Source organism: Arthrobacter sp. fls2-241-R2A-172 (assembly GCF_030208885.1).
In the GTDB taxonomy this organism is placed as follows: Bacteria; Actinomycetota; Actinomycetes; order Actinomycetales; family Micrococcaceae; genus Arthrobacter.
Window position 1 is genome coordinate 180,725 of the sequence record NZ_JARVTB010000003.1, and the last position, 23,564, is coordinate 204,288.

Annotated in this window: 18 protein-coding genes and 1 riboswitch; of the genes, 9 read left to right on the forward strand and 9 right to left on the reverse strand. The window is 63.8% G+C overall.

Features of this window, described 5'->3' with window-relative positions; genetic code table 11:
- The first annotated feature begins 91 nt into the window (after nt 1-91).
- Both QRM57_RS06395 and QRM57_RS06400 read left to right on the forward strand, forming a co-directional pair.
- The gene (locus QRM57_RS06395; protein WP_284985969.1) at nt 92-1,279 is read left to right on the forward strand and encodes a Gfo/Idh/MocA family protein; all 1,188 of its coding nucleotides are present in this window, start codon (nt 92-94) and stop codon (nt 1,277-1,279) included.
- Nucleotides 1,276-2,295, forward strand: coding sequence for a sugar phosphate isomerase/epimerase family protein (locus QRM57_RS06400; protein WP_284985970.1), 1,020 nt, complete (start codon nt 1,276-1,278; stop codon nt 2,293-2,295). Before QRM57_RS06395 ends, QRM57_RS06400 begins: the two co-directional genes overlap by 4 nt.
- Before the next feature lie 83 nt (nt 2,296-2,378).
- On the opposite strand, the gene QRM57_RS06405 is transcribed toward QRM57_RS06400, so the two are convergent.
- Both QRM57_RS06405 and QRM57_RS06410 read right to left on the reverse strand, forming a co-directional pair.
- Complete coding sequence (locus QRM57_RS06405) at nt 2,379-3,404, reverse strand: Gfo/Idh/MocA family protein (protein WP_284985971.1); 1,026 nt, start codon at nt 3,402-3,404, stop codon at nt 2,379-2,381.
- 244 nt (nt 3,405-3,648) lie between these two features.
- Nucleotides 3,649-6,495 carry a chitobiase/beta-hexosaminidase C-terminal domain-containing protein gene (locus QRM57_RS06410; RefSeq protein WP_284985972.1) on the reverse strand — a complete coding sequence of 949 codons (2,847 nt, stop codon included), beginning with the start codon at nt 6,493-6,495 and terminating at the stop codon, nt 3,649-3,651.
- Between the two features lie 258 nt (nt 6,496-6,753).
- On the opposite strand from QRM57_RS06410, the gene QRM57_RS06415 reads away from it, so the two are divergent.
- Nucleotides 6,754-7,890 (forward strand): LOG family protein, encoded by a 1,137-nt coding sequence (locus QRM57_RS06415; protein ID WP_284985973.1) that lies wholly within the window; start codon nt 6,754-6,756, stop codon nt 7,888-7,890.
- A 9-nt stretch (nt 7,891-7,899) separates the two neighbouring features.
- Here QRM57_RS06415 and QRM57_RS06420 read toward each other — a convergent pair whose 3' ends face one another.
- From QRM57_RS06420 to QRM57_RS06430, 3 genes are all read right to left on the reverse strand, one after another.
- Nucleotides 7,900-8,835 carry a matrixin family metalloprotease gene (locus tag QRM57_RS06420; RefSeq protein ID WP_284985974.1) on the reverse strand — a complete coding sequence of 312 codons (936 nt, stop codon included), beginning with the start codon at nt 8,833-8,835 and terminating at the stop codon, nt 7,900-7,902.
- Nucleotides 8,836-8,954: 119 nt separating this feature from the next.
- Nucleotides 8,955-9,848: a matrixin family metalloprotease gene (locus QRM57_RS06425; protein ID WP_284985975.1), complete on the reverse strand. Its 894-nt coding sequence runs from the start codon at nt 9,846-9,848 to the stop codon at nt 8,955-8,957.
- An 84-nt stretch (nt 9,849-9,932) separates the two neighbouring features.
- Nucleotides 9,933-11,105 (reverse strand): VIT1/CCC1 transporter family protein, encoded by a 1,173-nt coding sequence (locus QRM57_RS06430; RefSeq protein WP_502868621.1) that lies wholly within the window; start codon nt 11,103-11,105, stop codon nt 9,933-9,935.
- 225 nt (nt 11,106-11,330) lie between these two features.
- Between QRM57_RS06430 and QRM57_RS06435 the strand changes: the two genes are divergently transcribed.
- Nucleotides 11,331-11,522 carry a hypothetical protein gene (locus tag QRM57_RS06435; RefSeq protein WP_235519049.1) on the forward strand — a complete coding sequence of 64 codons (192 nt, stop codon included), beginning with the start codon at nt 11,331-11,333 and terminating at the stop codon, nt 11,520-11,522.
- Here QRM57_RS06435 and QRM57_RS06440 read toward each other — a convergent pair.
- On the reverse strand, nt 11,519-11,875 hold the full coding sequence (locus tag QRM57_RS06440; protein ID WP_284985976.1) for a hypothetical protein: 357 nt from the start codon (nt 11,873-11,875) through the stop codon (nt 11,519-11,521). The genes QRM57_RS06435 and QRM57_RS06440 overlap by 4 nt on opposite strands.
- Before the next feature lie 16 nt (nt 11,876-11,891).
- Nucleotides 11,892-12,011: riboswitch (SAM riboswitch) on the reverse strand.
- Between the two features lie 189 nt (nt 12,012-12,200).
- Nucleotides 12,201-13,742, reverse strand: a complete 1,542-nt coding sequence (locus QRM57_RS06445; RefSeq protein WP_284985977.1) for a sodium:solute symporter family protein — start codon at nt 13,740-13,742, stop codon at nt 12,201-12,203.
- A 268-nt stretch (nt 13,743-14,010) separates the two neighbouring features.
- Between QRM57_RS06445 and QRM57_RS06450 the strand changes: the two genes are divergently transcribed.
- Nucleotides 14,011-14,586: a helix-turn-helix domain-containing protein gene (locus tag QRM57_RS06450; RefSeq protein ID WP_235519052.1), complete on the forward strand. Its 576-nt coding sequence runs from the start codon at nt 14,011-14,013 to the stop codon at nt 14,584-14,586.
- Nucleotides 14,587-14,688: 102 nt separating this feature from the next.
- Here QRM57_RS06450 and QRM57_RS06455 read toward each other — a convergent pair whose 3' ends face one another.
- Nucleotides 14,689-15,477, reverse strand: a complete 789-nt coding sequence (locus QRM57_RS06455; RefSeq protein ID WP_284985978.1) for a DUF559 domain-containing protein — start codon at nt 15,475-15,477, stop codon at nt 14,689-14,691.
- Nucleotides 15,478-15,785: 308 nt separating this feature from the next.
- Nucleotides 15,786-17,759 (reverse strand): APC family permease, encoded by a 1,974-nt coding sequence (locus QRM57_RS06460; protein WP_284985979.1) that lies wholly within the window; start codon nt 17,757-17,759, stop codon nt 15,786-15,788.
- 216 nt (nt 17,760-17,975) lie between these two features.
- Here QRM57_RS06460 and speB point away from each other — a divergent pair, with 216 nt between their 5' ends.
- The 4 genes from speB to QRM57_RS06480 all read left to right on the forward strand — a co-directional run bounded on the left by speB (nt 17,976) and on the right by QRM57_RS06480 (nt 23,464).
- Nucleotides 17,976-19,037: an agmatinase gene (gene speB / locus QRM57_RS06465; RefSeq protein WP_257368863.1), complete on the forward strand. Its 1,062-nt coding sequence runs from the start codon at nt 17,976-17,978 to the stop codon at nt 19,035-19,037.
- Entirely contained in the window at nt 19,034-20,737 is a 1,704-nt protein-coding gene (locus QRM57_RS06470) for a thiamine pyrophosphate-binding protein (protein ID WP_257368862.1), read from the forward strand. Before speB ends, QRM57_RS06470 begins: the two co-directional genes overlap by 4 nt.
- Before the next feature lie 195 nt (nt 20,738-20,932).
- Nucleotides 20,933-21,415 carry a MarR family winged helix-turn-helix transcriptional regulator gene (locus tag QRM57_RS06475; protein WP_284985981.1) on the forward strand — a complete coding sequence of 161 codons (483 nt, stop codon included), beginning with the start codon at nt 20,933-20,935 and terminating at the stop codon, nt 21,413-21,415.
- A gap of 9 nt (nt 21,416-21,424) precedes the next feature.
- Entirely contained in the window at nt 21,425-23,464 is a 2,040-nt protein-coding gene (locus QRM57_RS06480) for an MFS transporter (RefSeq protein ID WP_284985982.1), read from the forward strand.
- The last annotated feature ends 100 nt before the right edge of the window (nt 23,465-23,564 follow it).

Sequence of the window (23,564 nt, forward strand, 5' to 3'; positions counted from 1 at the left end):
CATGGTTACGCTCAAGTCCAGCGTAAAAATTGTAGCGCTACAAAATGCCGGACGATCCTCATGCGACGGCAGAATTTCGAAGGAGAAATCAATGGCCGAAAGCCTCGGCGTAGCCGTCATCGGAGCAGGCATGGCAGGCAAGGCCCACGCCGCCGCGTACCGCACGGCATCTGCCCTTTATAGCCCCGTGCTTCCCCAGATCCGCCTCGTCTCCATTGGCGACGTCAATGCTGAGTTCGGTTCGCTGGCTGCACGCCGATTCGGCTACGAACGCAACGACACGTCATGGCAGGCCATTGCCGAAGCCGATGACATCGACGTCGTCAGCGTGGTGATCGCCAACTCCCTGCACCGCGAGGTGGTTGAAGGCCTGCTCGCCGCCGGGAAGCACGTCCTCTGCGAAAAGCCGCTCAGTGACACCCTGGACGACGCCCGTGCCATGGCGGAAGCGGCACGCACCGCCGAGGCCCGCGGAAACCTGGCACGCATCGGCTTCACCTTCCGCCGCACCCCAGGCATCGCCTACATCCGCGACCTGATCCGGAACGGCGTGCTGGGGAACGTCCTGCACTTCAGTGGCCGATACTGGACCGACTATGGTTTCAGCCCTTCGGCTCCGATGAGCTGGCGTTACAAGGGCGGACCCGGCTCCGGTGCGCTGGCCGACGTCGGAAGCCACCTGACGTATGTGTCCGAGTTCCTGTGCGGCGAGATCAAGTCCATCAGCGGTGGCAGGCTGTCCACTGCGATCGATAAGCGCCCGTTGCCACTGACCGCCGTGATGGGTCACGACCATGTTGCCGTCAGCGACACCTTCGAGGCCGTGGAAAACGACGACTACGCAGCCTTCAACGCCGAGTTCACCAACGGTGCCGACAGCTTCGAAGTGTCCCGCGTTGCGGCAGGACACGCCAACAGCCTCCAATTCGAGGTCTTCTGCGAAAACGGCGGGGCCAAGTTCGACCAGCGCCGCCCCAACGAAATCCAGCTCTTCCTCAACGATGGCTCGGGCCTCCAAGGCGGGTACCGCCAAGTGATCCTGGGCCCAGGACACCCCTACATTGCCGGCGGCCTGGCCATGGACGCCCCGGAAGTCGGCTTCGGCCAGAACGATGCCTTCGGATACCAGGCACGGGCCTTCCTCGAAGAGGTCGCGGGCTTGGCCGAAGCGGACTCCCTGCCCCGTTGCGCGACGTTCGACGAAGGTGTCCGCAACATGGAACTCCTCGGCGCGGTCACTGAGTCCGCCCTGGACAACGGAAAGAAGATCACGCTATGAAGCTCGGGGTCTACAACGCGATTCTCCACGACCGTCCGCTTCCTGAAGCGCTCAAAGTCATCGCCGACCTTGGCCTGACTGGCATCGAGATCAACACCGGCGGGTTCCTTCCCGCCGTGCATGTCCCCACGTTCGACCAGATCCTGGAAAGCGACGCCGCCCGCGACGACTACCTTGGGATCTTTGAGGGCACCGGGGTTTCAATCGCTGGCCTGAATTGCAATGGAAACCCCCTGCATCCCAAGCGGGAAATTGGCGAAAAGCACGCCGAGGACATCCGTCGTTCCATCCGCTTGGCCAACCGGCTGGGCCAGGACCGCGTGGTCACCATGTCCGGGCTGCCCGGGGGAGAGCCCGGCGCCACCACGGTGAACTGGGTGGTCAACGCCTGGAACTCCGCGGCGCTGGATGTCCTGGACTACCAATGGGGAGTAGCGGCAGCCTTCTGGAAGGAAACGGACCGGCTCGCCGCAGACCATGGTGTCAAGGTGGCGTTGGAGCTGCACCCGCAGAACATTGTTTTTAATACCGCGGACGTCTACAAGCTGGTCGAGCTCACCGGTGCCACCCACGTTGGCGTCGAACTGGACGCATCCCACTTGTTCTGGCAGCAGATGGATCCGGTGGCGGTGGTCCGGGAACTTGGGCCACTGGTCTTCCAGGCGGCAGCCAAGGACGTCCGTGTGAACAAGGACAACGCTGCGCTCTACGGTGTGTTGGACAACAGCTTCCGGCGGCTCTCGGAAGCGGAAAACCGGACCAACCTTGGTGGCGACGAATGGGCCAACGAATGGCCCAAGAACTCTGCCTGGGACTTCGTGGCCCTGGGCCGTGGTCACGACACCGCGTTCTGGACCGAGTTCCTCCGGGCCCTGCACGAGGTCGATCCGAACATGCTGGTCAATATCGAGCACGAGGACGTCTCGCTGGGTCGGATCGAGGGGCTCGAGGTCGCGGCACAGGTGCTTCGCGATGCCGACGCAGCCCTTGAGGCATCGTTCAACGTCCCTGCCTAAGGGTCCCGTGCTGCGTCCGGGGCGGCGGCTACGGCCCCCGCCCCGGACGCGCCGTTCACCGTTCCGTGCGCTGCACGCTGATGCTAGGCCTGGACCTTGACGGGGACGCCGGTCTCCAGGGACAGTTGTGCTGCGTCGGCTACCTTTGACGCCGCCACGGCGTCTTCGGGAGTGCAAGGATTCTTACGTTTGCCGAGCACAACCTCTACGAAGGCCGCCATCTCGGCCCGGTAGGCCTGGTCAAACCGCTCGGCGAACGTGGTGTGCGCAGTGCCATTCGGGAAGGTCACTGCGGGCTCGGCCGACCTCATCGCCATCTGCTGGTCCATTCCCACCAGCACGGATTGCTCTGAACCTTGAAGTTCCAAGCGGACGTCATGCCCGGCTCCGTTGTAGCGGCTGGCCGATACCGTACCCACCGTGCCGTCGTCGAACGTCACCAGAGCCAGGGCGGTGTCGACGTCGCCCACCTCACCGATGGCCGGATCACCGTTGTTGGAGCCCTTGGCGTAGACTTCCACGATTTCCCTGCCTGTGAGCCATCGGAGGATGTCGAAGTCGTGGACTGAACAGTCGCGGAATAAACCGCCCGATGTTGCAAGGAACTCCACCGGCGGCGGGGTCATGTCGCAGGTGACAGCCCGAAGTGAGTGGATCCAACCAAGCTCCCCGGCCTCGTAGGCCCGTTTGGCCTCCAAGTACCCGGCATCGAATCGACGCTGGTGACCGATTTGGACGGTGCCCGATTTCTCGCTGATGTAGTCGAGGACGGGTTGGGACTCCGCCACATTGACGGCCACGGGTTTTTCGCAGAACACCGGGATGCCTGCGTTCACACCCGCACGGATGAGACCAGGATGTGTGGCTGTGCCTGTTGCGATGACCAGGCCGTCCACTCCGGACCCGATGAGCTCCTCCGCTGATCCCAGGAATTCGGCGCCCACACTCTCGGCCACTGCACGGGCATGGTCCTCGGCCACATCCGTCAGTTTGAGGCTCACATGGATGCCGTCAGGGTTGAGGGACTCGTTGAGGGCGCTGATGTTCTTGGCATGCATCACGCCGATCCGGCCTACGCCTACGAGGCCGAGGGTCACGTTCTTGGTCATTTCTGTCTCCGTCGGTGCAGCAGAAGGTCATCTCCAGAGAGAGATTCCTGAAGTGAGACTAGAGGTTGTCAGATTGTCCTGTCAAACATATGTGGGGATGTGAGTGAGCGTCTGGCTGAAGGGGGTGGGAAGTGAGTGAGCGTCTGGCTGAAGGGGGTGGGATGTGAGTGAGGGGTGGACATGGCTGACGCGGGCCGAAGAGTCTGGGGGAAAACTCCGACCCGCGCCAGGTCTAAGGGGCCGGTCAGGCGATGATCTTCATCGCCTGCCAACCGGTGCCCAGGCTGGTGGGGGGAACGTTTCTGAACGTTCCGCTGCCCGAGCCCGGATACAGCCACAGGGTGTCTCCGATGCGGCCGAGGACGTCATTCTTGGCGTCACCGTCCAAGTCCCGGGGCCCTGCCATCGATGTTCTGTTGTCCCAACCCGCGGAGATCTGCTTCCACGGCAACCAATCGCTGGCTCCGTCACCGGGATAGAGCCAGAGTGCGCCGGTATCCGCACGCCGGGCCAGCACGTCTGCTTTACCATCTCCATTAAAGTCCCCGGTGCTGAAGATTGCATTCATGACATTCCAGCCCGTTCCCACCGTGGTGGGCGTCCGGAGGCCACCGCTGCCGTTTCCTGCGTAGAGGCGCAGGTCCCCGGTGCTGCGCCGGGCCATGATGTCGGGAATGCCGTCACCGCTGAAGTCCCCGGGGGAGAACAGTTGGGTCATGGCACTCCAGCCGGTACTGATCTGCGAGCGGGCACCAAAGCCACCGGCCCCGTCCCCTGGGTACAGCCACAGGACATCTCCCGCGCGGGCAACGACGTCGGCCTTGCCGTCCCGGTTGAAGTCACCGGGGGTGATGGCGTCAGTCACCGTCGACCAGTCCGAGGCCGGTATGGCAAGCTTCCTGGCCTGGAGGCCGCCAGCGCCGTCACCCGGGTACAGGTACAGGTTTCCCGTCGCATCGGAGGCCAGGACGTCGGCTTTGCCGTCACCGTCGAAATCATGGGCCGACGGCGGACCGGCTGCGGGAACGCTGTAGGTCTGGGTGGCCACGGCGGAGGTGTTGCCGGCGGGGTCCACTCCGATGTATTTGAGCACCAGTGCGGAATTGCCCATCACGATTGGAGTCGCGTACTTGAAGTTGGTGGCGCTCTCCGTTGCCGTCGGTGTGCTGCCATCGGTGGTGTAGTAGATGGTTGTCCCAGCCTCATTGGCAGACAGGGAAATGGTGGCTCCACTGGCCAACGGACGGCTGGTGGGATTGGCCGTCACTGTGGGAGCCGTGGTGTCTGCCGGGACTGTGTAGGTCTGCGAGGCCACATCGGAGGCATTGCCGGCAGGGTCGGTAGCGAAGTACTTCAGCGTCATGGGGCCGGTACCCGGGAACGTGATCGGAGCGGTATACACCAGCCCGGCGGTCACAGGATCCGTGCCGTCCGTGGTGTATTTGATCACCGAATTCAGTTCATTGGCTGTCAAAGTGATCGACGTGCCGGCAGCGTACGCTCCTCCAGCCGGGTTGGCGGTCACTATGGGTTTGGTCGTGTCCGGCCCCGTGGAGTAGGTCTGCGTGGCCACCGCGGAAGCGTTGTTGGCGCTGTCCACTGCGAAGTACTTCAAGGTCAGCGGACCGCTCAGGGTCAGCGGAGCGGTGTACTTGTTGCTGGTGGTCGTGGGCGTGCTGCCATCGGTCGTGTAATAAATTGTGGCGGTCTCGTTGGCCGTGAGGGTGACGGTCTGCCCAACGGAATAGGTTCCGCCGGGAGGCGTCGGTGTTACTGAAGGCGCCACGTTGTCTGTTCCGAGGTAGGCCTCGAACTCGGCCAGTCCGGCGTTAGTGGTAGTGGGGCTGACTGAGGTGATGTTGAGCCTGACAGAGCTCACTGTCTTGGAAGGGAAATTGATGGTGAGGCCGGACCCATTGTTGGGAAGGGCCGGAACAGGCACGGTGCTGCCATCGGAGAACTGGAGATTCCCTCCCGTCACCTGATCTGTGAGCAGGGGGCGATCGGCCAAGGTGACCGCGTTGATGGTGCGCGTGGGCGAGAAATCGTATTCGATCCAGCTCCCGGCCTTTTCGCCGGCGGTGACCCATTCGCGGCTTGCGTCCATGGGGGCTCCCCACGCGTAACCGTCCCGTGCCTTCTCGGGGCCCTGCGCCGAGGCTTTCTGCGAGGATGCAGTGACCGTGGTGCCGGGGGACTTGGCTGCGTTGCCGGTCCACTCGATGGCCGTGATGTACTGCCGTTTCAGCCATTCGTCGTAGGGGGAGTCGGGACATCCTTCGCCTGGGCTGCTGCAGATGTACATGTCGAAGTCCGCGAACCGAACGAACGTATCTACCTTCGCTGTAAGCTCGGCACCCGTCACATTTTGGGCGTACTCGTCAATGACGTAAGCGTCATAGGCCAGGGCTGTATGGGGTCCTGTGTAACTGCGGCTGGCGAGCTGGGCGAACTTGGCGGTAGCCCAATGGTCGCTGTGGTCGTACGGGTTCTTGTAGGTCCCGGTCCAATCCTGGGTGCGGAAGGTGGTGGGTTGGAAGTTGGCCACCAGACGGTTCAGTGCTGTTTGGAACTGTGTCTTGGTGAAGGCAGCCGCGTTATCCACCGGACGGATGGAAGACAACCGTCCATCCCAAAGTTTGAGGATGCTTTGGGAATTGTAGGCGGCGCTGCCCAGTCCGTTGGGGAAACCGTCGGGCAGGCGCATAAAGACAACGGAGACATTAGGGGCACCGTTGAGTGTCTGCATGGTCAGCGGACGGTTCGGTACACCGGCGTCCGACGTCGTCCAGGAGTCTGGGACTCCTGCCATTTTCGCGTAGCTGGCCCTTATGCCAGCCTCAAGGCTTTTCCAGTAAGCAGGCCCCTCGCCGGCTTCCCCGGCCGTGGTGTAGACGGTCTGGACACACCGCTTGGCTTGGATGTCGCGCATGAAGTCCGGGCTGATAAAGATCAGGTCGTCGTCAGTATGGGCCACGATCTGCATGGCGCCACCAGTACCTGCGCAGGGCGGCACGGCCGCGGACGCCGGCGCCGTGAAGCCAAGCGTCAGGCCCGTGATGGTCATGGAAAGAGCCAGAAGCCACGCCATTAATCGGCGGCTTCTGGAAGTGGGTGGGGCTACAACGCTGAATCCTGGACGGCGAAAGTGTTTTGGACGGTCCACAACCATGCTCCTCGAGCAGATGTTGGGCCCCCCAGCCGGCGAACTTTACGACGCCCCCAGAGCGTCATGTGAATGAAGTTATGTAATAGGCCCGCTGGCGGGAGAGCCGTGGGCGTCGTGATGCGAGTTACTGTACTCCTTCGCTCCGGGCATGGGTAGGGTTCGGGCCACTACGCTGAAACCATGAATCGCACCGGAGCTTTGAACCCGAGTCCGCGGACGCTCGACGTCGAAAGCGTGGTCCACTTCGACCGGCTGGTGGCCGCTGGGGCCGGGTCCATGCACGGTTGGCACGCGCAGTCTTTGGACCTCCGTGGACACTCGCGTGAGCTTAAGGCCCTGGACCCCCAAGGCGCGATCTTCCTTGGCTGCACTTTCGACGACGGCGTGGAAGAGAGCCTCCGACGCCGCGGGGCGCTCATCTTTCCCAAAATGCAAGGGATCCCGTTCGACCCGTACCGGGGGAGCCTCTACTCGGCCGACGAGCTCTACCAGGACATTTCCGCCACAGAGTACGAAGCCACCCTGGATGCCAGGATTTACCAATGGAGCATCCTGCCCGGGCAGCGGAAGAGCCTCGATGCCACCCTTGCTGCGGCCCTGCACGACCATGCGATCGGTGATGCCCTGGACGAACTGTTGGATCAAGGCGCACTGTCAGGCCGCAAACTGGTGGGAGTCATGGGTGGGCATGCCGCCCAGCGCGGGACCCGCGAATTCGCCGACGCCGCCCGGCTGGGGCGGCTCCTGGCCCAAGCCGGCTTCGCCGTCGCCACCGGCGGCGGGCCCGGTGCCATGGAAGCGGCCAACATGGGCGCCTATTTGAGCGGACTGCCCGACGCCGATACCGCAGCCGCGCTTGGCACGCTCGCCCTGGTACCCGGGTTCAGGCCATCCGTGACAGCGTGGGCGCGCCAGGCAGCAGCCGTGGTCCAACAGCATCCGCAAGGCACTCCGACGCTTGGCATCCCCACGTGGTTCTACGGACACGAACCTCCCAACCTGTTCGCCACCCACATCGCCAAATACTTCGCCAACGCCGTCCGCGAAGCCATCCTGCTGGAACTGTGCAATGGCGGGATCGTCTTCCTGCCGGGGGCGGCCGGAACTGTGCAGGAGATCTTCCAGGATGCCTGCGAAAACTACTACGGTGCGCCCGAAACCATCACGCCCATGGTGCTGGTGGGACGAGACCACTGGGAGCGGACCTTCCCGGCCTGGCCAATGCTCCAAAGCCTGGCCGCTGGAAAGCCCATGGAAGGCCGGATCTTCCTGGTAGACAGCGTGGAGGAAGCGCTCGCGGTTGTGACCGGGCACTGAGGAAGTTGCTCAGAAGTCCTTGCTGCAGGGGCCAGAGCCAAGTTGGGCCAGCCCAGTGAGGTCGCCCGCAGCGTACTCCCGAACCCAGGATGCTTCGTCGAACATGAGTTGGCGCGGGTCGCTGACGTGGTCCAGTCCCACAAGATGCCCCAGTTCGTGCATGATGACGGCCACGCCTATTTCCTGGCCGTGGGGAGTGTCGATGATGCCGGCGAACTGGGGAGCGTCCAGGGAGAGCGTGCCGGTGACGTAAGCCTTGTAGCCGTTGCTCAGGCCAATGGAGGAGCTTCCGCCAAGGCCCACGGTCTGTCCGGCCAGGCGGGGGACCTGCTCCGGTGTGCTCCACGCGATCAGCACCGGCGCCCAACGGTCTCCGTACCTCGCGGGCTGGTACCCGGATCTGTTGGTGGAAGGAACCTCGGAGCTGGGGCCGTCGTAGATAAATTTCAGTCCAGTAGCGAGGCTCACCTGCCGGATGGCTTCCTCCACCATGGCCTGCCAGGAAGCCGGCGCCAGATCGGAGTTGACCACGTAGTGGATGGGCCGGCAGGGCGAATAGGCCAGCGGGGTCCCGTCCTCCTTGACGGCCAGGAACTTGTACGCGGAGCTGGTCTTCTTCAACGGCGCAGGTTTGCCAAGGGGTGCGTCGGCTTCCTCGAGTCCGGGTGGAGGATCCTGGCGCTGCCCAAAGGGCACCACCCCGGGCCGTGGTGGTTGGCCTTGGACAAGGGGCGAGCCGGTGACGAGTTGTTGGAGTTCGCCGCTGAAGTAGGCGCCCGCGCAGACGAGTCCGAGGATGCCGAAGAAGAACAGGATGGCGGCGATGCTGCTGTGCTTGATGGGCGGCCTGACAGGCGGATCTTCGGGCGGACGCGCAACCACTGGGAGGAAATTCGGCCGGGGAGGATCGTGGTCTGGCCACTTGGACGACCCAAAAGGTTCCATGGAACCCCCTGACGTAGCGGCCGCGACGGGTGGTGGGGGCGCCGCCGTCGGCCGTAACCGTCAGCATAAGTCCGGCGACGCCGCGAGTCCATGGCGCGACTGCTGGAAAGCGAAGCTTGTCAGATGTCCTTGCGGCACGGTGCCGATGCCAGCAGGTGCAAGCCGGTCAGGTCGCCGGCGGCAAGCCCGTCCGGTGCTCCGATTTCCGGGTACATGAGCTGGATGGGATCGTCCACATGGTCCAAGCCCATGACATGTCCCAGCTCGTGTTGCATGACCGCCAGGACGTAGTCCGCGCCTCCGCTGGACATCAGCTCTGTCACCTGTGGGGTGTCCAGCTCCAAGCTGCCGGTGATGTAGCTTTTGGGGCCGTTGTTGAGGGAGTACATGGTGCTGCCGCCGGTGCCGATCACTTTGCCCGCCAGCGCAGGTGCGACCTCCGGCGTCGTCCAGGAAATCAGGAGCGGAGCCCACCGGTCTCCGTATTTGGCAGGTTGGTAGGGTTCGCGGCGCTCAACCGGCAGCTCGTCGGTGGTGCCGTCGTTGACGAACTGGATGCCCGACGCTGCGGAGATGTTCGCAATCGCGGTGGCCAGCAGCGCGTCGGATCCTTCCGGTGCGGTGGCGTTGTTGACGACGTAATGCAGCGGTCGGCAGGGCGAGTACCCAACGGGAGTGCCGTCGTCGTTGGTTGCCAGGAACTTGTACGAATCGTTGGTGGTTCCGGGCGCCGGCGGTGAGGCCAGCGGGGCGTCTGCTTCCTCAAGTCCCGGCGGCGGCGCGTCGACCGGTCGGGCGGCCTTCCCTTGCCCCTGGCTTCCTGGCTGCGGCGTGCCTGGCACGCCCGCCCCGGGAAAGAGCGCTGTGATGCGGGGGTCGCCGTGCAGGTAACCGCTGACCACGACGGCAATGACGGCCGCGACGACGGCCAGGAGGACACCGCGGAGAACACGCAAAGCAGTTCCCGTGCGCCGGTGCCTGGGCACACGCACTTCTTCCCGCTCCGGGTCCACGGCTCTCCATTCCTCACGCCCTGGTCACGCGGGGCAGCGCGGAGGACGAACCAACAGTACGGGCTGCGGCCGGAGCCGTCCAACTCAGACGATCGCTGCGCCGAAGAGCAATCCCAGTCCGTAGGTGGCGGCTGCCGCTCCGAGGCCGATCGCAAGCTGCCGCAGGCCGCGGCTGAGCGGCGACGTACCGGAAAGGAGGCCGACGACGGCGCCGGTCGCCAACAGCGCGATGCCCACCAGGACGCCAGCCACCATGAGGGCTGCGACACCGGTCATGCCGAACAGGAACGGCAGGATGGGGATGATGGCGCCCGAGGCGAAGAAGCAGAAGCTGGACAACGCTGCGCCCCAGGCTGAGCCCACGGATTCGTGCTCGTCCTCGGCGGGCTTTTCGGGTTGCAGGGAGAGGCTGGGATCGCAATCGCAGCTGAACAATCCCATGCGTTCGGCGGCCCGGTGCTCGGCCGCTTCCTGGGTCATGCCGCGGGCCAGGTAGACCAGGACCAGTTCGTTGTGCTCAATGTCCAGGGACGGCGCAGCGGTGAGCGTGGCCTGCGTGGGGAGGGTGGCGTTGAGCAGTTCCCGTTGCGAGCGCACGGAGACGTATTCTCCCGCGCCCATGGAAAGGGCTCCTGCCAGCAAACCCGCCACGCCGCTCATCAACACCACCGGGCTGGGCACCCCGGTGGCGGCCATGCCCATGACCAGGGAAAGGTTGCTGACCAGGCCGTCGTTCGCGCCAAAGACTGCGGCGCGGAAGGTGCCGGACAACCTGTTCCGGCCACGGGTTGCGAGTCCGCGGACCACTTCTTCATGGATTTGCTCATCCGCCACCATGGCTGGCGTTGCGGCCGGCTCGGTGCCGTAGGGGGAGCGGCCTTCGGCCCGCTGCGCCAAAGCGAGCACAAACACCGATCCGAAGTTGCGGGCAAGGAAGCCCAGGAACTGGCTGCGACCGGACGCCGCCTTGGGCATTCCTGCGTGCTCCCCGAGGAGCTTGAGCCAGTGGGCTTCGTGCCTGCCTTCGGCCTCGGCCAAGGCCAGCAGGATCTGGCGTTCTTCGCCGTCCCGGCGTTGGGCGAGTTCCCGGTATACGGCGGCTTCGGCCCGCTCGTCCGCCAGGTACTGACGCCAGCGCCTGATGTCCGAGGACGTCGGCGCGGTTAGTGGTGCTTCGGCCTCTTGCGGGGCTTCGGTTTCGTTGATGGGGTCCGGAACGGGGCTCGACGGACCGTGGGATTCCTGGTGCTGTTGCACTTTTTCTCCTGTGCTGGGTGGGGTAGTTACGGCCCCATTGCATGCCCAACACTACCGGTTATTTTCGGGGATTTTTGGCTGGTATTCCTTACCCGGAATGTTCGGTGCGCCGTAATTTCGGCCCCTTGACCGGTCCGTGGGCCGGTGCTCAGATGGAATGACAGGGCGGGGTCTCCCGCGCAAGGTCATCGGGCCGTTCGCGGCCCATGGGACGGAGGTTGCATCATGAACACCACCGAATCACACGCCAATTACCCGGAGCGGGCAACTGTGGAGTCCGACCCGGCCTACGACTACGCAGAGGACCAGGAAGTGGACGAGCCCTGGGTGGAGGAAGTGGACGCACCGGAGGATGACGAACGGGTGGTCCCGATCGATGAAACGGACGACTTCCGGGAGGAAGACGAAGAGGATTAGGCAGCTGGCTCCGGAAAATAAAAGTGCCTCGGCAGCCCCATGGACTTTCCGACGGCGGCAACGGTCACCGTCAGCGTCGCTGACGCAGCGCACCATTGGGTGGGGCGCACGGCCTGCGCAAGCGCCCGGGCGATCAACCGCGGATCGGGGTGCCGCAGCGTCACGCTCTTCGCTCCGGTCGCTATGGTGACGGTCCCCAGGAAGAGGTCGACGGCGGGGATCACCGTAACCTTGCTGGCTGCGGGTTCGGCGGGGGTGCCGGGTGTTTGGGCGCCAGGTGTTTGGGCGCCGGGTGTTTGGGCGCCGGGTGCCGGCGACGTGGGGGCTTGGCTGCTGTCGGCGTGGTACGGCAAGGTACTTCTCCTAGGGGGAGTGCTCTTGCCCGCTCGGTTGTCTTGGGTCCGGGGCGGGCCGCTTCCTCATCCGAACCACCCGTGAACATGGGGTTGGTGTGTGGCCAGTCGGAGCTTGGCACCACATCTCTTGAAGCTGGCACCACACTACCGCACGCGCGCGCTCGTTGTGGGGCCTGGTGAGCGTATGTGGGTGGGGTTTTGGCGCGCAGAGCAGGCCCCACAACGAGTACTTTCCGGGGGTACAGCAAAACGGCGACGCTCCCCGATAAGGGGAGCGCCGCCGTCGGGCGTTGCTTTGTTTCGCTTGTCCTGCGTGTTTGGGTTAGTTAGCCCTGCTGGAGCTGACCGGGTGTGCTTCGATCGGCAGTTCGTCGGAGATCGCGCCAGCCACTCGCTTGTCCCAGGCGGCCCGGACTGCGGGATCGGTGCGCGGGGTGAGGAGCGAGATGACCACGTAAGCGACGAACGAGGCCGCGAGGCCGTAGTAGATGGGTTCGTTCGCGTAGACGCCGTCTTCGCTGGGAATGACTCCGGTTGCGAACATGATCAGCAAGGCCAGTGTCAGCACGGACCCAACCGCCATGGACCATGCAGCCGCGATGCCTGTGCCGCGCTTCCACACCAGGCCGCCGAGGATCGCGACCAGGAGGCCGCCCACCAGGATGTCGTAGGCGATGGTGAGGGCTACCACCACGTCTTGCGCGGCCATGGAGATCAGGACCGCAACGATGCCCAGGCCAAGGACCCAGTAACGGTTGGCCTTGACGTCGTGCTCGGGGTTTTCGGTGTCGTCAGTGTTGATGGTCTTGCCGAACCAACTGGCCACGAACGGGACGACGTCGGCGCGGGCAACCGTAGCGGCAGCGATCAGTGCACCGGAGGCGGTGGACATCATGGCGGCGACAGCCGCGGCCATCACCAGGCCACCGATGCCGACGGGGAGGATGTGGGTTGCCACCTCGGCGTAAACAACGTCCTTGCCGAGGTTCGCGACGTCGATATCCGGCAGTGCCACGCGGGCTGCGAGACCAATGAAGGCGCCGGCGATGCCGTAAAGGATGCAGTAGACACCGGCCGTGGCGCCGCCCCAGCGGGCAACGGTGGGGGTCTTGGCGGTGAAGACGCGCTGCCAGATGTCCTGGCCGATCAGGAGGCCCAGCGTGTAAACAACGAAGTACGTGATGATCGTCTGGGTACCGATGCCGTCGATCTGGAAGAAGCTGTCCTTGAGGCGCCCACGGATGCCGTCCATGCCGCCGGCAGCGTTCATGACGAACGGCAGCATCAGGAAGAAGATGCCCACGGTCTTGATAATGAACTGCACCTGGTCAGCCAGGGTGATGGACCACATGCCGCCAATGGTTGAGTAGACCAGCACGATTGCCCCGCCAACGGCGATTGCCAGCCAGCGTTCCCAATCGAAGAGCACCACGAAGATGGTGGCGTAGGCGCCAGTGGACGTGGCGCACAGCATCAGGGTGTACGCGAGCATCACGATTCCGGATGTCTGCGTGGCCTTGCTGCCGTAGCGGAGGCTGAGCATCTGGGAGACGGTGTAGATCTTCAGGCGCTGGATGGTGCCGGCGAAGAGCAGGCTCAGCAGCAGCACACCGGCGCCGATGGCCACCACGAGCCACATTCCGGAAATGCCGAACTTGTAGCCCAGGCCGACGCCGCCGACGGTGGATGCGCCACCGAGGACCACCGCGGCCATGGTGCCTGTGTAAAGGAAGGGGCCAAGGCGGCGGCCTGCCACCAGGAAGTCGCTGTTGTTCTTGGTGCGGGACTTGCCCCACCAGCCGAACGCCAGCATGGCGAGCAGGTACACCACCACGATTGCGATGTTTATAGCCGAAGATTCCATGAACGGTCCTTGGAGCTGATGCACGGAGGTTTGGGGATTTCGACGATACTCCTGCGAAGGGTCGAAGTCTCCGTGCTGACGATTGGAGATTGGGGAGGGTGTCGTATGCCTCACAGACAACACTTGTTGCCTCAGAGGATATGTTGTGATGGGAGTAACAGTCAAGATGCTTAAGACATGCTTCCGTAGTTTCTGGCTTCCCTTCTGCGCGATCCGGCTACTATTGCTCCAATGACAGGGCCACATGACAGGCCTGAAAGGTTCGTGAATGAAGGCTCTCCCCGTTGAACCAAGCAACGTTCCAGTTGCCATCGGTTCCAGAATCCGCGCAGCCCGGCAGGCGCAACGACTCACCATCGAGCAGGTGGCAGACGCTACTGGTCTGACCAAAGGGTTCCTCAGCCGCGTGGAACGGGACCTGACATCGCCGTCGGTCGCGTCACTTGTCACCCTGTGCCAGGTTCTGTCCGTCTCCGTGGGGGACTTGTTCGCCGCACCGGAAACCCACCTGACCAAGCGCGACGACGGTCCCCGCATCTCCCTGGGTGGCCAAGGGATCGTGGAACGCCTGCTGACTGCGCGCTCCGAGCGTCGCCTGCAGATCCTGCAGGCCACCATCGAACCCCGCGGCCGCGGTGAGAACGAGCTGTACGCAGTGGATTGCGACGTGGATGTCCTGCATGTAGTCAAGGGCCGGATCAAGCTCATCCTGACCAACGAGGAATACGACCTCGCAGAAGGCGATACCCTCTCCTTCCCGGGCCGGGAGCCTCACACCTGGATCAACCCCACGGACGAAACCGTCGAAGTGCTCTGGGTCCTTGTGCCCGCTGCGAGCCGGTAGTTCTTTCCCCTTCGCGCGGAGCCTCTGTGCTCCTTCCCGGTTGCCTCGCTTCCGGGGGCTCTCGGTGATCCTTTGCCCTGTAATTCCGGGGTTTGCTTGGACTTACTTGCTGACCAACCGGGGAGGAGCGTTGCGCCGCCGTTCCAGCACTGCCCGGATTTCCGCTATGACCCGGCCCGGTTCGTACCAGATGGCCTCCGGCGGGTAGCGGAGGACGGAGAATCCCTTAAGCGTGGACGCGTTGTTGCGGAACAGATCCCGACGCAGAGCTGACCGGTCCGCATGGAAAGCGAAGCCATCCACCTCGACAATGAGCACTCCTTCGATCAGGAAATCCACGCGGCCGATGCCCGGGAGTTGCACTTGAGCATCGTAGGCAATGCCATGGCTTTTTAGGAGGTGTTGGGTATCGACTTCCACGATGGACTCGGCCCGTAGGTCGAGTTCTTGAAGTATCAGCAGTGATGGGCGGGATTTGTGGGCGCTGAGTTCGCCCCGCAGCAAGGCCAAAGGGACTCCGCGGAGCCGGACAGCTGAAACTGCCATCGCTGCTGCCGCATTGGGTTGGAGGCACCCCAGTGAGTGAATCACCGCATCCTCGACGCTCGCGAGCGGAAGTGCTGGATCGGCGTCGAACCTTATGGTCCGGTGCCGCACGAAACCTGAGCCGTGGCCGTGATCGCAAGCCAAATGGTGTTGTTCGGGCGGGTTCCTGAGCCACAGGCCGTAATAGCTGGCTGCGCTGGCGCACGTAACTTTGGCGTTGTTCCGGATTGCCGTGGCAAATTCCGGTTTGCAACCCTTGAGCATGAAGACGCCGCGCCGAGGTTGCTTGGCTCCCTGTTCTGGCAGCCGGGAAATTTCCGTGCGTGAGTAGCCTGGTGCGGGCAACCCCCCGATTGTCTGTAAGTACTGGATGGCGTCCATCCAGCCAGTCCAGTGGGCTCGAGGGGCATTGGGAATGCGGGAATCGCCGCATGTGGGAAACGTGGGCGGCTGTCCGGATGGTTGTGCCGGCGTTCCTCCCCGTTTGGACCAGTCCGCAGCTGCGTTCCTCCCCGTTTGCTTTGACCCAGGAGGCCCAAGGCCCCAGGGCGAGCGCGGAAACCCGGGATCCATGCGTGCCCTTCCCGCCGGCAACTGGGGAGGAGCGCGGCGGAGGCGGCCGCCAACTGGGGAGGAGCGCGGCGGGGGAGGAGCTAGCCCACGTGGACCCAGGGCCGGCGGGTGATGTCCGGCTCCGCTTCCCGCAACACTTCGCGCGTTACGGGCGCGATTTCGCCCTCGCCGAAGAACAGGAACTTGCTCAGGTTGGAGATCGGGTTGCCCTCGGTCCAGCGGAAGTAGATGTGCGGCATCAGGCCGGTGACGTCGCGGATGTGCAGCAGGACGGCGGCAAGGGTATTGGGCACGTTGTTGCTGTGCACTTCCAGGATCTTGAAGCCGTGCCTCTCCTTGCCCACCACCTGCAGTTCCTGCTCAAAGTCGGAGCTGTCGTCCACGATGATCTCGATGAATACTGCGTCGCAGTCGACGGGAAGGTGGTTTGCCTGTTGGGCGTGCTGGAGCTTTTCCCTGTAACGGCCCGCGCTTACGTGCTTGGGTTCGTGGGCGATGATCCGGACCGGCCCCTCGGCATGGTTGGCCGTGAACTCCAACGCCTTCTCGTCCAGCTTGATGTGCGTGGCCCGCAGTTCGAACGCCCGGCGCATGCGGGAGATGAAACTGACCACCATGATGCCAAGGATGAAGAGGGCCGCGATCTTCAGGCCATCCGGGCGTTCGATCGAGTTGACCACCGTGGTGTAGACGAAAACCAGGGAGATGATGCCGAAGCCGATGAACTGGGCCCGCTGCTTCTTGCGCCGTGCGGAAAGGGTCACCGCGATGGAAGCGGAGGTGATCAGGACAAGGACGCCGGTGGCATAGGCGCCGCCCTGGGCGTTGACGTCGGCCTGGAAAATGATGGTCACAATGAAGGCGATGACCGTGAAGACCAGGACCAGCGGGCGCAGGGCGCGGGCCCAGGCGGGAGCCATTCCGTAGCGGGGAAGATAGCGCGGCACGAGGTTGAGCAAACCTGCCATGGCTGATGCGCCGGCGAACCAGAGAATCGCGATGGTGCTGACGTCGTAGACCGTTCCGAAGCCGTCACCAAGGAACTTGTGGGCGAGGTAGGCAAGCGCGCGGCCTTCGGCTTTGCCTCCGGATTCGAATTCGGCCGCCGGAATAAGCATCACCGTGGTGAAACTGGAGGTGATGAGGAACGAGCTCATGATGATGGCTGCAGTTGTCAGGAGCCGATGGGCGCCCTTGATGCGTCCCACCGGGTTGGCTTCAGTGTCGGACGGGTAGCCCTTGATCTGCGGCATGACGGCCACGCCTGTCTCGAATCCGGACAGGCCCAGGGCAAGCCGGGGGAATACCAGGAGCGCCAGGGCAACCATCATGATGGGGTCGCCATGCGAGGTCGTCAGGGCTGTCCACCAGTTGGTGATGACGTGCGCTTCGGTGAAGAGATGTCCGATGGAAACCGAAATCACCACCAGGTTCAGGGCCAGGAACGCAGCCACCAGGACGACGGCAACGTTGATAGCCTCTTTGAAGCCGCGAAGGAAGACCACTCCCAAACCAGCAATCAGCGCCAGGGTGATGACGACATGCTGCCCCTCGAGGAAGTCCGGGGCGAAGGGGTTTTCTATGAGGTGGGCCGTGGCGTCTGCGGCCGACAAGGTGATGGTGATCATGAAGTCGGTGGCAGCGAAGCCCAGGAGCGCCAGGACGAAGAGCTTGCCGCTCCAGCGGGGGAGGAGGCGCTCCAGCATGGCGATGGAGCCTTCGCCTCGGGGGCTTTCCTTGGCCACCCTGCGATATACGGGCAACGCGCCGGCCAGGGTTGCCACCACCAGGAGCAACGTTGCCAAGGGAGAGAGCAGGCCAGCCGCCAACGCCGCGATGGCGGGCTGGTAGCCGAGCGTGGAGAAGTAGTCCAGCCCGGTGAGGCACATGACCTTCCACCACGCCTGCGGCTTGTGCGACTCCGAGGGTTGGCCGTGGGGGCCTTGCCGTTTGCCTGAGGTGTCCGGCATTCCTTCCAGCAGCCAGGGCTTGAGCTTGAAGGAGTCTTTTTGCCGGTTGGCCGGATCGGCCGGAGGCCTCGACAGGGTGGTCACGGTGTCCTTTCGCGCAGCACGGTGCTGCTCCCGGTCGAGCGTAGGACCGCCTTCGACGCCGAAACCCCGGTTTTTATGGAATCTTTACGCCTGCTGTGATGGGCGTCTCAAGCTGAGGCAAAGTTGTAAACAGATGATGCTTATTAGACAACTTCGAGTGTATGATGGGTGTCACAGTCACAGATTCACCCCCGATCCACTAAGGAGTGGCGCATTTTGGAAGAGCTCCGTATTGAGGCCAACGGCAACCTTGGTCCCATCGATTCGTCCCGCATCCCCCGCTATGCCGGTGCCGCCACCTACGCCCGCCTGCCCCGCCTCGACCAGGTAGCAAAGGCTGACGTCACAGTTGTTGGCGTTCCGTTCGACTCAGGCGTCTCGTACCGCCCGGGCGCGCGCTTCGGCGCCAACCATGTGCGTGAAGCCAGCCGCCTGCTGCGCCCCTACAACCCCGCCTGGGATGTCAGCCCCTTTGAAAACATCCAGGTCGCCGATGCAGGCGACATGGCTGTGAACCCCTTTAACATCAACGAGGCCATCGAGACCATCCAGCAGAACGCCCTGGACCTCACCGCCAACGGCAGCAAGCTGGTTACCCTCGGTGGCGATCACACCATCGCCCTGCCCCTGCTCCGTGCCGCCGCCGAGCGCGCCGGCGAACCCATCGCCATGCTCCACTTCGACGCGCACCTGGACACCTGGGACACCTACTTCGGTGCCGAGTACACCCACGGCACCCCGTTCCGCCGTGCCGTGGAAGAAGGCATCCTGGACACCGAAGCCATTAGCCACGTTGGCACCCGCGGTCCGCTGTACGGCAAGAAGGACCTCGACGACGACCACCGCTTCGGGTTCGGAATCGTCACCTCCGCGGACGTCTACTACCAGGGCGTCCTGGAGACGGTCGCGAAGATCCGGGACCGAATCGGCAACCGCCCGCTGTACATCTCCGTGGACATCGACGTCCTGGATCCGGCGCACGCACCCGGCACCGGTACCCCCGAGGCCGGCGGCATCAGCAGCCGTGAACTCCTTGAAATCATTCGCGGTTTCCGTGGAATGAACCTCGTTGGCGCGGACATCGTCGAGGTTGCTCCCGCCTACGACCATGCGGAGATCACCGGTGTTGCCGGAAGCCATGTTGCCTACGAGCTCGTCACCCTGATGGCAGACAACGCCGTCGAGGGTGATCGACTGGGTGCCCCCAACGGCTACGCCCAGCAGGCCCTGGGTGCCCGCATCGAGGAGCTCGCGAAGGCCTCGGGAGAGCAGCGATGATCGATTTCGATCCGGGTACAGCAGCCCCCACCAAGGGCACCAACCAGCGCAACGGCGGGGACCTCGTCGTCGAGACCCTTGAAGCGCTGGGCGCGAAGACCGTCTTCGGTATCCCGGGCCAGCACGCCCTGGGTCTCTTCGATGCCATGGGTCGCGGCAACCTGCACTTCGTTTCCTCCCGGGTGGAGAACAACTCGGCCTTCGCCGCCGACGGCTACTCGCGCGCCACCGGCGAGGTGGGGGTTCTGTTCCTGTCCACCGGTCCCGGTGCGCTGACGTCCCTTGCCGGCCTCCAGGAGGCATATGCCACGGGTGTTCCCATGGTTGTTGTTGCCAGCCAGATCCCGCTCGACGGCCTGGGCGCCCGCCGTAAAGGCATGCTGCACCAGCTTGATGACCAGAAGGCCTCCGCGGCCAATGTCACCAAGAGCCAGCGCCTGATCCAGCACGCTTCAGGCATTCCGTCGGCCATCCAGGACGCGTGGACCGAGGCGATTTCCTCGCCGCAGGGTCCGGTGTGGATCGAGATCCCGCAGAACGTCCTGCTGGACCCGATCATGGTCCCGCCGGTGGAAGACGCATTGGCCGAGGCCTTCGACAATCCGCCCCGCGTTGAGCTCGTGCGGGAGGCCGTGAAGTGGCTTTCGACGGCGGAACGTCCGGCGATCATCGCCGGCGGCGGTACCCGCCGTGGCCGGGCCGAGAAGTCTCTGCTCTCCATCGCCGAGCAGCTCCGTGCGCCGGTGATCTGCACACCCGGCGGCAATGGTGCATTCCCGTGGAACCACGAACTGTCCTTGCAGTCCTGGATTGAGGACCGGTACATGACCGATGTCCTCGAAGACGCTGATGTGCTGATCGTGATCGGCTCATCCTTGGGCGAGGTCACTTCCAACTACTTCACGTTCGAACCGCGAGGCCGGATCATCCAGATCGACGCCGAACCACGCGTCCTCGAGTCCAACCGTCCCGGCCTGGGCATCCGCGCCGACGCCGGACAGGCACTCGCGGCCCTGGACGAAGCGCTCTCAGAGGCAGGCGCCGGAACAGCGAACAAGCGGGACTGGCACGGAAGCAGCCCGGAAGACGTGGTCAAGGAGTCCCTGGCCAAGGTCAAGGCACGGCTGGAATCCCAGGACCTGGCCAAGGAACTGAAGTTCATGTCGGACATCCGTGAGGCTGTTCCGGCGGACATGCAGACGTTTTGGGACATGACCATCTCCGCGTACTGGGGCTGGAGCTGCTGGGACGCCCGGCAGGGCCAGTTCCACTCCGCCCAGGGCGCAGGCGGCCTCGGCTACGGTTTCCCCGCGGCGATCGGCGGGGCTGTGGGCTTGGAAACCACCGGCAAACCGAGCCGTGTGCTCGCTGTGTCCGGTGACGGTTCCTCGATGTACTCAATCTCCGAACTCGCCACGGCCAAGCAGCACAACGTACCGGTCACCTGGTTGATCGTGGACGACGGCGGCTATGGGATCCTGCGCGAGTACATGGTGGGGGCCTTCGGCCAGGCCACCGCCACGGAACTCGCCCGCCCGGACTTCGTCAAGCTTGCCGAGTCCTTCGGTGTCCCGGCCCGCCGGGTTGCCCCGGAGGAAGTGGGGGACGCGCTCAAGGCGTCCTTCGAAGCGGACGGACCCAACGTCGTCGTGGTTGAAACGCTGCTGAAGATGTTCGGCCCCACGCACCTGGACGACTAAAACGCCAACAGTCAGCCCCCGCACGGAACACCGTGCGGGGGTTTTCTGCGTTGTGGGGCCCGCTCTGCTCCCCAAATTCGTTCATTGGGGCGCAAGCGGGCCCCGCAACGCCTCCACGAACTTCATCTTTAGTTTCCCAAAGCAATCAATATGAGTTATAGTTGCTTTAGGCAAACAAAAAAGGGGTGTGTCTACATGTCCGTCGGTTCTGCCACAGCAACCGATCTTGTTCATCAAATCTTCGATCTCCAACGAACTCTGCGTTGCGTGGTGACTGCCCACATGGCCCGCGTTCCCGACGTCGGAATGGCGCTCCAAGGTGTCATGCGGTTCATCGGCGAGGGGGAGGCCCGCGCGACGCACCTCGCTTCGCGCCTGGGTGTCAGCGCCCCGGTCCTGAGCCGGCATATCGCGGAGCTCGAAGAGCTCGGCTTTGTGGTCCGGCGGCCCGATCCGGCAGACGGCCGGGCGCAATTGCTCGCCCTCACGGAAAAGGGTGCGGCGAAACTGCACGAATTCGAAGAACAACGCAGCGTGAGACTGCGGGATTACCTGGCGGATTGGAGCGAGGCTGACGCCCTCGAGGCCTCCCAGGTGCTCAACAAACTCACAGAGTCCCTCAAGGACTCAATCCGGGCAACGGCGGCCGGCTCCATCACAACAAACCAGACAGCTTAGGAGCCCGGAATGGCTAAACCAACACAAACCCCGACGGCGGTGGGCGCACCAGCAACTGCTGCCGCGCCCATGACGCACCGGCAGATCATGGAAGCCTTGACCGGCCTCCTCGCAGCATTCTTCACGGCGATCCTCAGCAGCACCATCGTCGCCAACGCACTGCCCACCATCATGTCCGAGCTCAAGGGCACCCAAACGGATTTCGCGTGGGTCATTACGGCAGCGCTCCTGGCGAACGCCGCCACCACGCCCATCTGGGGCAAACTCGCTGACCTCTTCGACAAGAAGCTCCTGGTCCAGCTGAGCATCATCATCTTCGTGGCGGGCTCGGTCATGGCCGGCCTGTCCGAGACCATTCCGCTTCTGCTGACCGCACGCGTTATCCAGGGCATCGCGATGGGTGGCCTGACCGCTCTGGCGCAGGCGATCATCGGATCCATGATCCCGCCGCGCGACCGCGGAAAGTACTCGGGTTACATGGGCGCTGTCATGGCGGTCGGAACCGCCGGCGGCCCGCTGCTGGGTGGCTTCATTGTTGACAGCCCGCTCGGCTGGCGCTGGACATTCTTCGTCTGTGTTCCCTTGGCCGTTGTGGCGCTGATCCTTCTCCAGATCACCCTCAAGATTGAGCACATCAAGCGCCCCGCCAAGATCGACTGGCTTGGTTCCATCCTCCTCACCTCGGGCGTCAGCCTGCTGCTGATCTGGGTTTCCTTCGCCGGTAACCCGGACTACTACGACTGGTTCTCCTGGCAGTCCGCGCTCATGGTCGGCGGCGGCGTGGCCTTGCTTGCCCTCCTGGTGTTCGTGGAAACCAAGGTTGCCCAGCCGATCATCCCGCTGAAGATCATCTCCGAGCGCACCACCGCCCTGGCCATCGTTGCGTCGATCGCCGTCGGTATCGCCATGTTCGGTTCCTCCACCTTCCTGGGCCAGTACTTCCAGGTGGCCCGTGGCGCTACGCCTACCGAGGCCGGCCTGCTGACGCTGCCCATGATTGCCGGCAACCTCATTGGTTCCGTGGCATCGGGTGTGCTGATCAGCCGCTTTGGTAAGTGGAAGAGGTTCCTGATCGCAGGTTCGGTGCTGCTCATCGGTGGCCTGGCTTTCGCCGGCACCATGGACCACACCACGGAACTCTGGATCGTTGCGATCTACACCGGTGTGTTCGGCCTCGGCCTGGGCATGCTGATGCAGAACCTGGTGCTGGCCGTACAGAACACCGTCCAGGCCAAGGACATCGGAACGGCAAGTGCTTCGGTGGCATTCTTCCGGTCGGTGGGCGGCGCGATCGGTGTCTCCGTCCTCGGTGCCATCATGTCCAACCACGTGAAGGACCTTGCCGTGGAAGGAATGGCCGCTGCGGGCATTCCGGTCCAGGGTGGCGGCTCCGGGGCCAGCATGGACCTGGCCGACATGCCTGCGCCCATCGCCGACATCATGCGGGCTGCATACGGCGACGCAACTGCACAGATCTTCCTTATTTCCGCCATCATCAGCGTGGTTGCCCTCCTGGCCGTTCTGTTCATCAAGGAACGTCCACTGCGCCGCACGGTTGATGCCGCTCCCGAAAAGGAACTGATTGCCACGGCCTCCGGCGATGCCGGAATGTCCCTGGACACGTCGTCCCTGGACGCCGTAAAGGCCGACGACGGCGACAATGGCTTGGGTGCCGAACGCCCGGCAGGGGGAACGGACCGCCGGGTTCCCAAGCAGGATTCCGAAACCGACCTGGACCTGGAATTTGCCCGGATCCTCACCCAGGAACGTCCCCACGCCACTGGTGACGTCAAGGAAGTCCAAGAGCAGCTGTCCCGGACGCAGTACGTCCTGGCCGAACAGCAACTGCAGCTCAGCCGAGCCAATGTTGAACTGCAGGCGCGCCTGCGGGAGCAGCAGGCCATCGCAGAGCAGCAGGCCGCCACTGCCGAAGAGTTGGCAGCCATCCGCAAGGAGCTCAAGCGCGAACGCAGGCAACAGGAGCGTATGGCACTGCTGCTTCTCCAGGGAGCCGAAGCCCGTGCCGACCACGGTAAGCACGCCGGCTAATTCGTCCACGGATCTCGTCCTTGTGTGAAACACCCGGCGTAATACGTGGGCCGTGACGAACAAGGGCGGGACAGTAAGCGTCGGCTGGGTAACCCGGCCG

What these genes read in the sequence shown, in the direction of transcription:
- QRM57_RS06445 (WP_284985977.1), bottom strand. Translation starts at nt 13,742, where the DNA reads ATGGAATCTTCGGCTATAAACATCGCAATCGTGGTGGTGTACCTGCTC.
- QRM57_RS06410 (WP_284985972.1), bottom strand. Translation starts at nt 6,495, where the DNA reads ATGGCGTGGCTTCTGGCTCTTTCCATGACCATCACGGGCCTGACGCTT.
- QRM57_RS06405 (WP_284985971.1), bottom strand. Translation starts at nt 3,404, where the DNA reads ATGACCAAGAACGTGACCCTCGGCCTCGTAGGCGTAGGCCGGATCGGC.
- QRM57_RS06475 (WP_284985981.1), top strand. Translation starts at nt 20,933, where the DNA reads ATGTCCGTCGGTTCTGCCACAGCAACCGATCTTGTTCATCAAATCTTC.
- QRM57_RS06470 (WP_257368862.1), top strand. Translation starts at nt 19,034, where the DNA reads ATGATCGATTTCGATCCGGGTACAGCAGCCCCCACCAAGGGCACCAAC.
- QRM57_RS06420 (WP_284985974.1), bottom strand. Translation starts at nt 8,835, where the DNA reads ATGGAACCTTTTGGGTCGTCCAAGTGGCCAGACCACGATCCTCCCCGG.
- QRM57_RS06395 (WP_284985969.1), top strand. Translation starts at nt 92, where the DNA reads ATGGCCGAAAGCCTCGGCGTAGCCGTCATCGGAGCAGGCATGGCAGGC.
- QRM57_RS06415 (WP_284985973.1), top strand. Translation starts at nt 6,754, where the DNA reads ATGAATCGCACCGGAGCTTTGAACCCGAGTCCGCGGACGCTCGACGTC.
- QRM57_RS06435 (WP_235519049.1), top strand. Translation starts at nt 11,331, where the DNA reads ATGAACACCACCGAATCACACGCCAATTACCCGGAGCGGGCAACTGTG.
- QRM57_RS06450 (WP_235519052.1), top strand. Translation starts at nt 14,011, where the DNA reads ATGAAGGCTCTCCCCGTTGAACCAAGCAACGTTCCAGTTGCCATCGGT.
- QRM57_RS06480 (WP_284985982.1), top strand. Translation starts at nt 21,425, where the DNA reads ATGGCTAAACCAACACAAACCCCGACGGCGGTGGGCGCACCAGCAACT.
- QRM57_RS06400 (WP_284985970.1), top strand. Translation starts at nt 1,276, where the DNA reads ATGAAGCTCGGGGTCTACAACGCGATTCTCCACGACCGTCCGCTTCCT.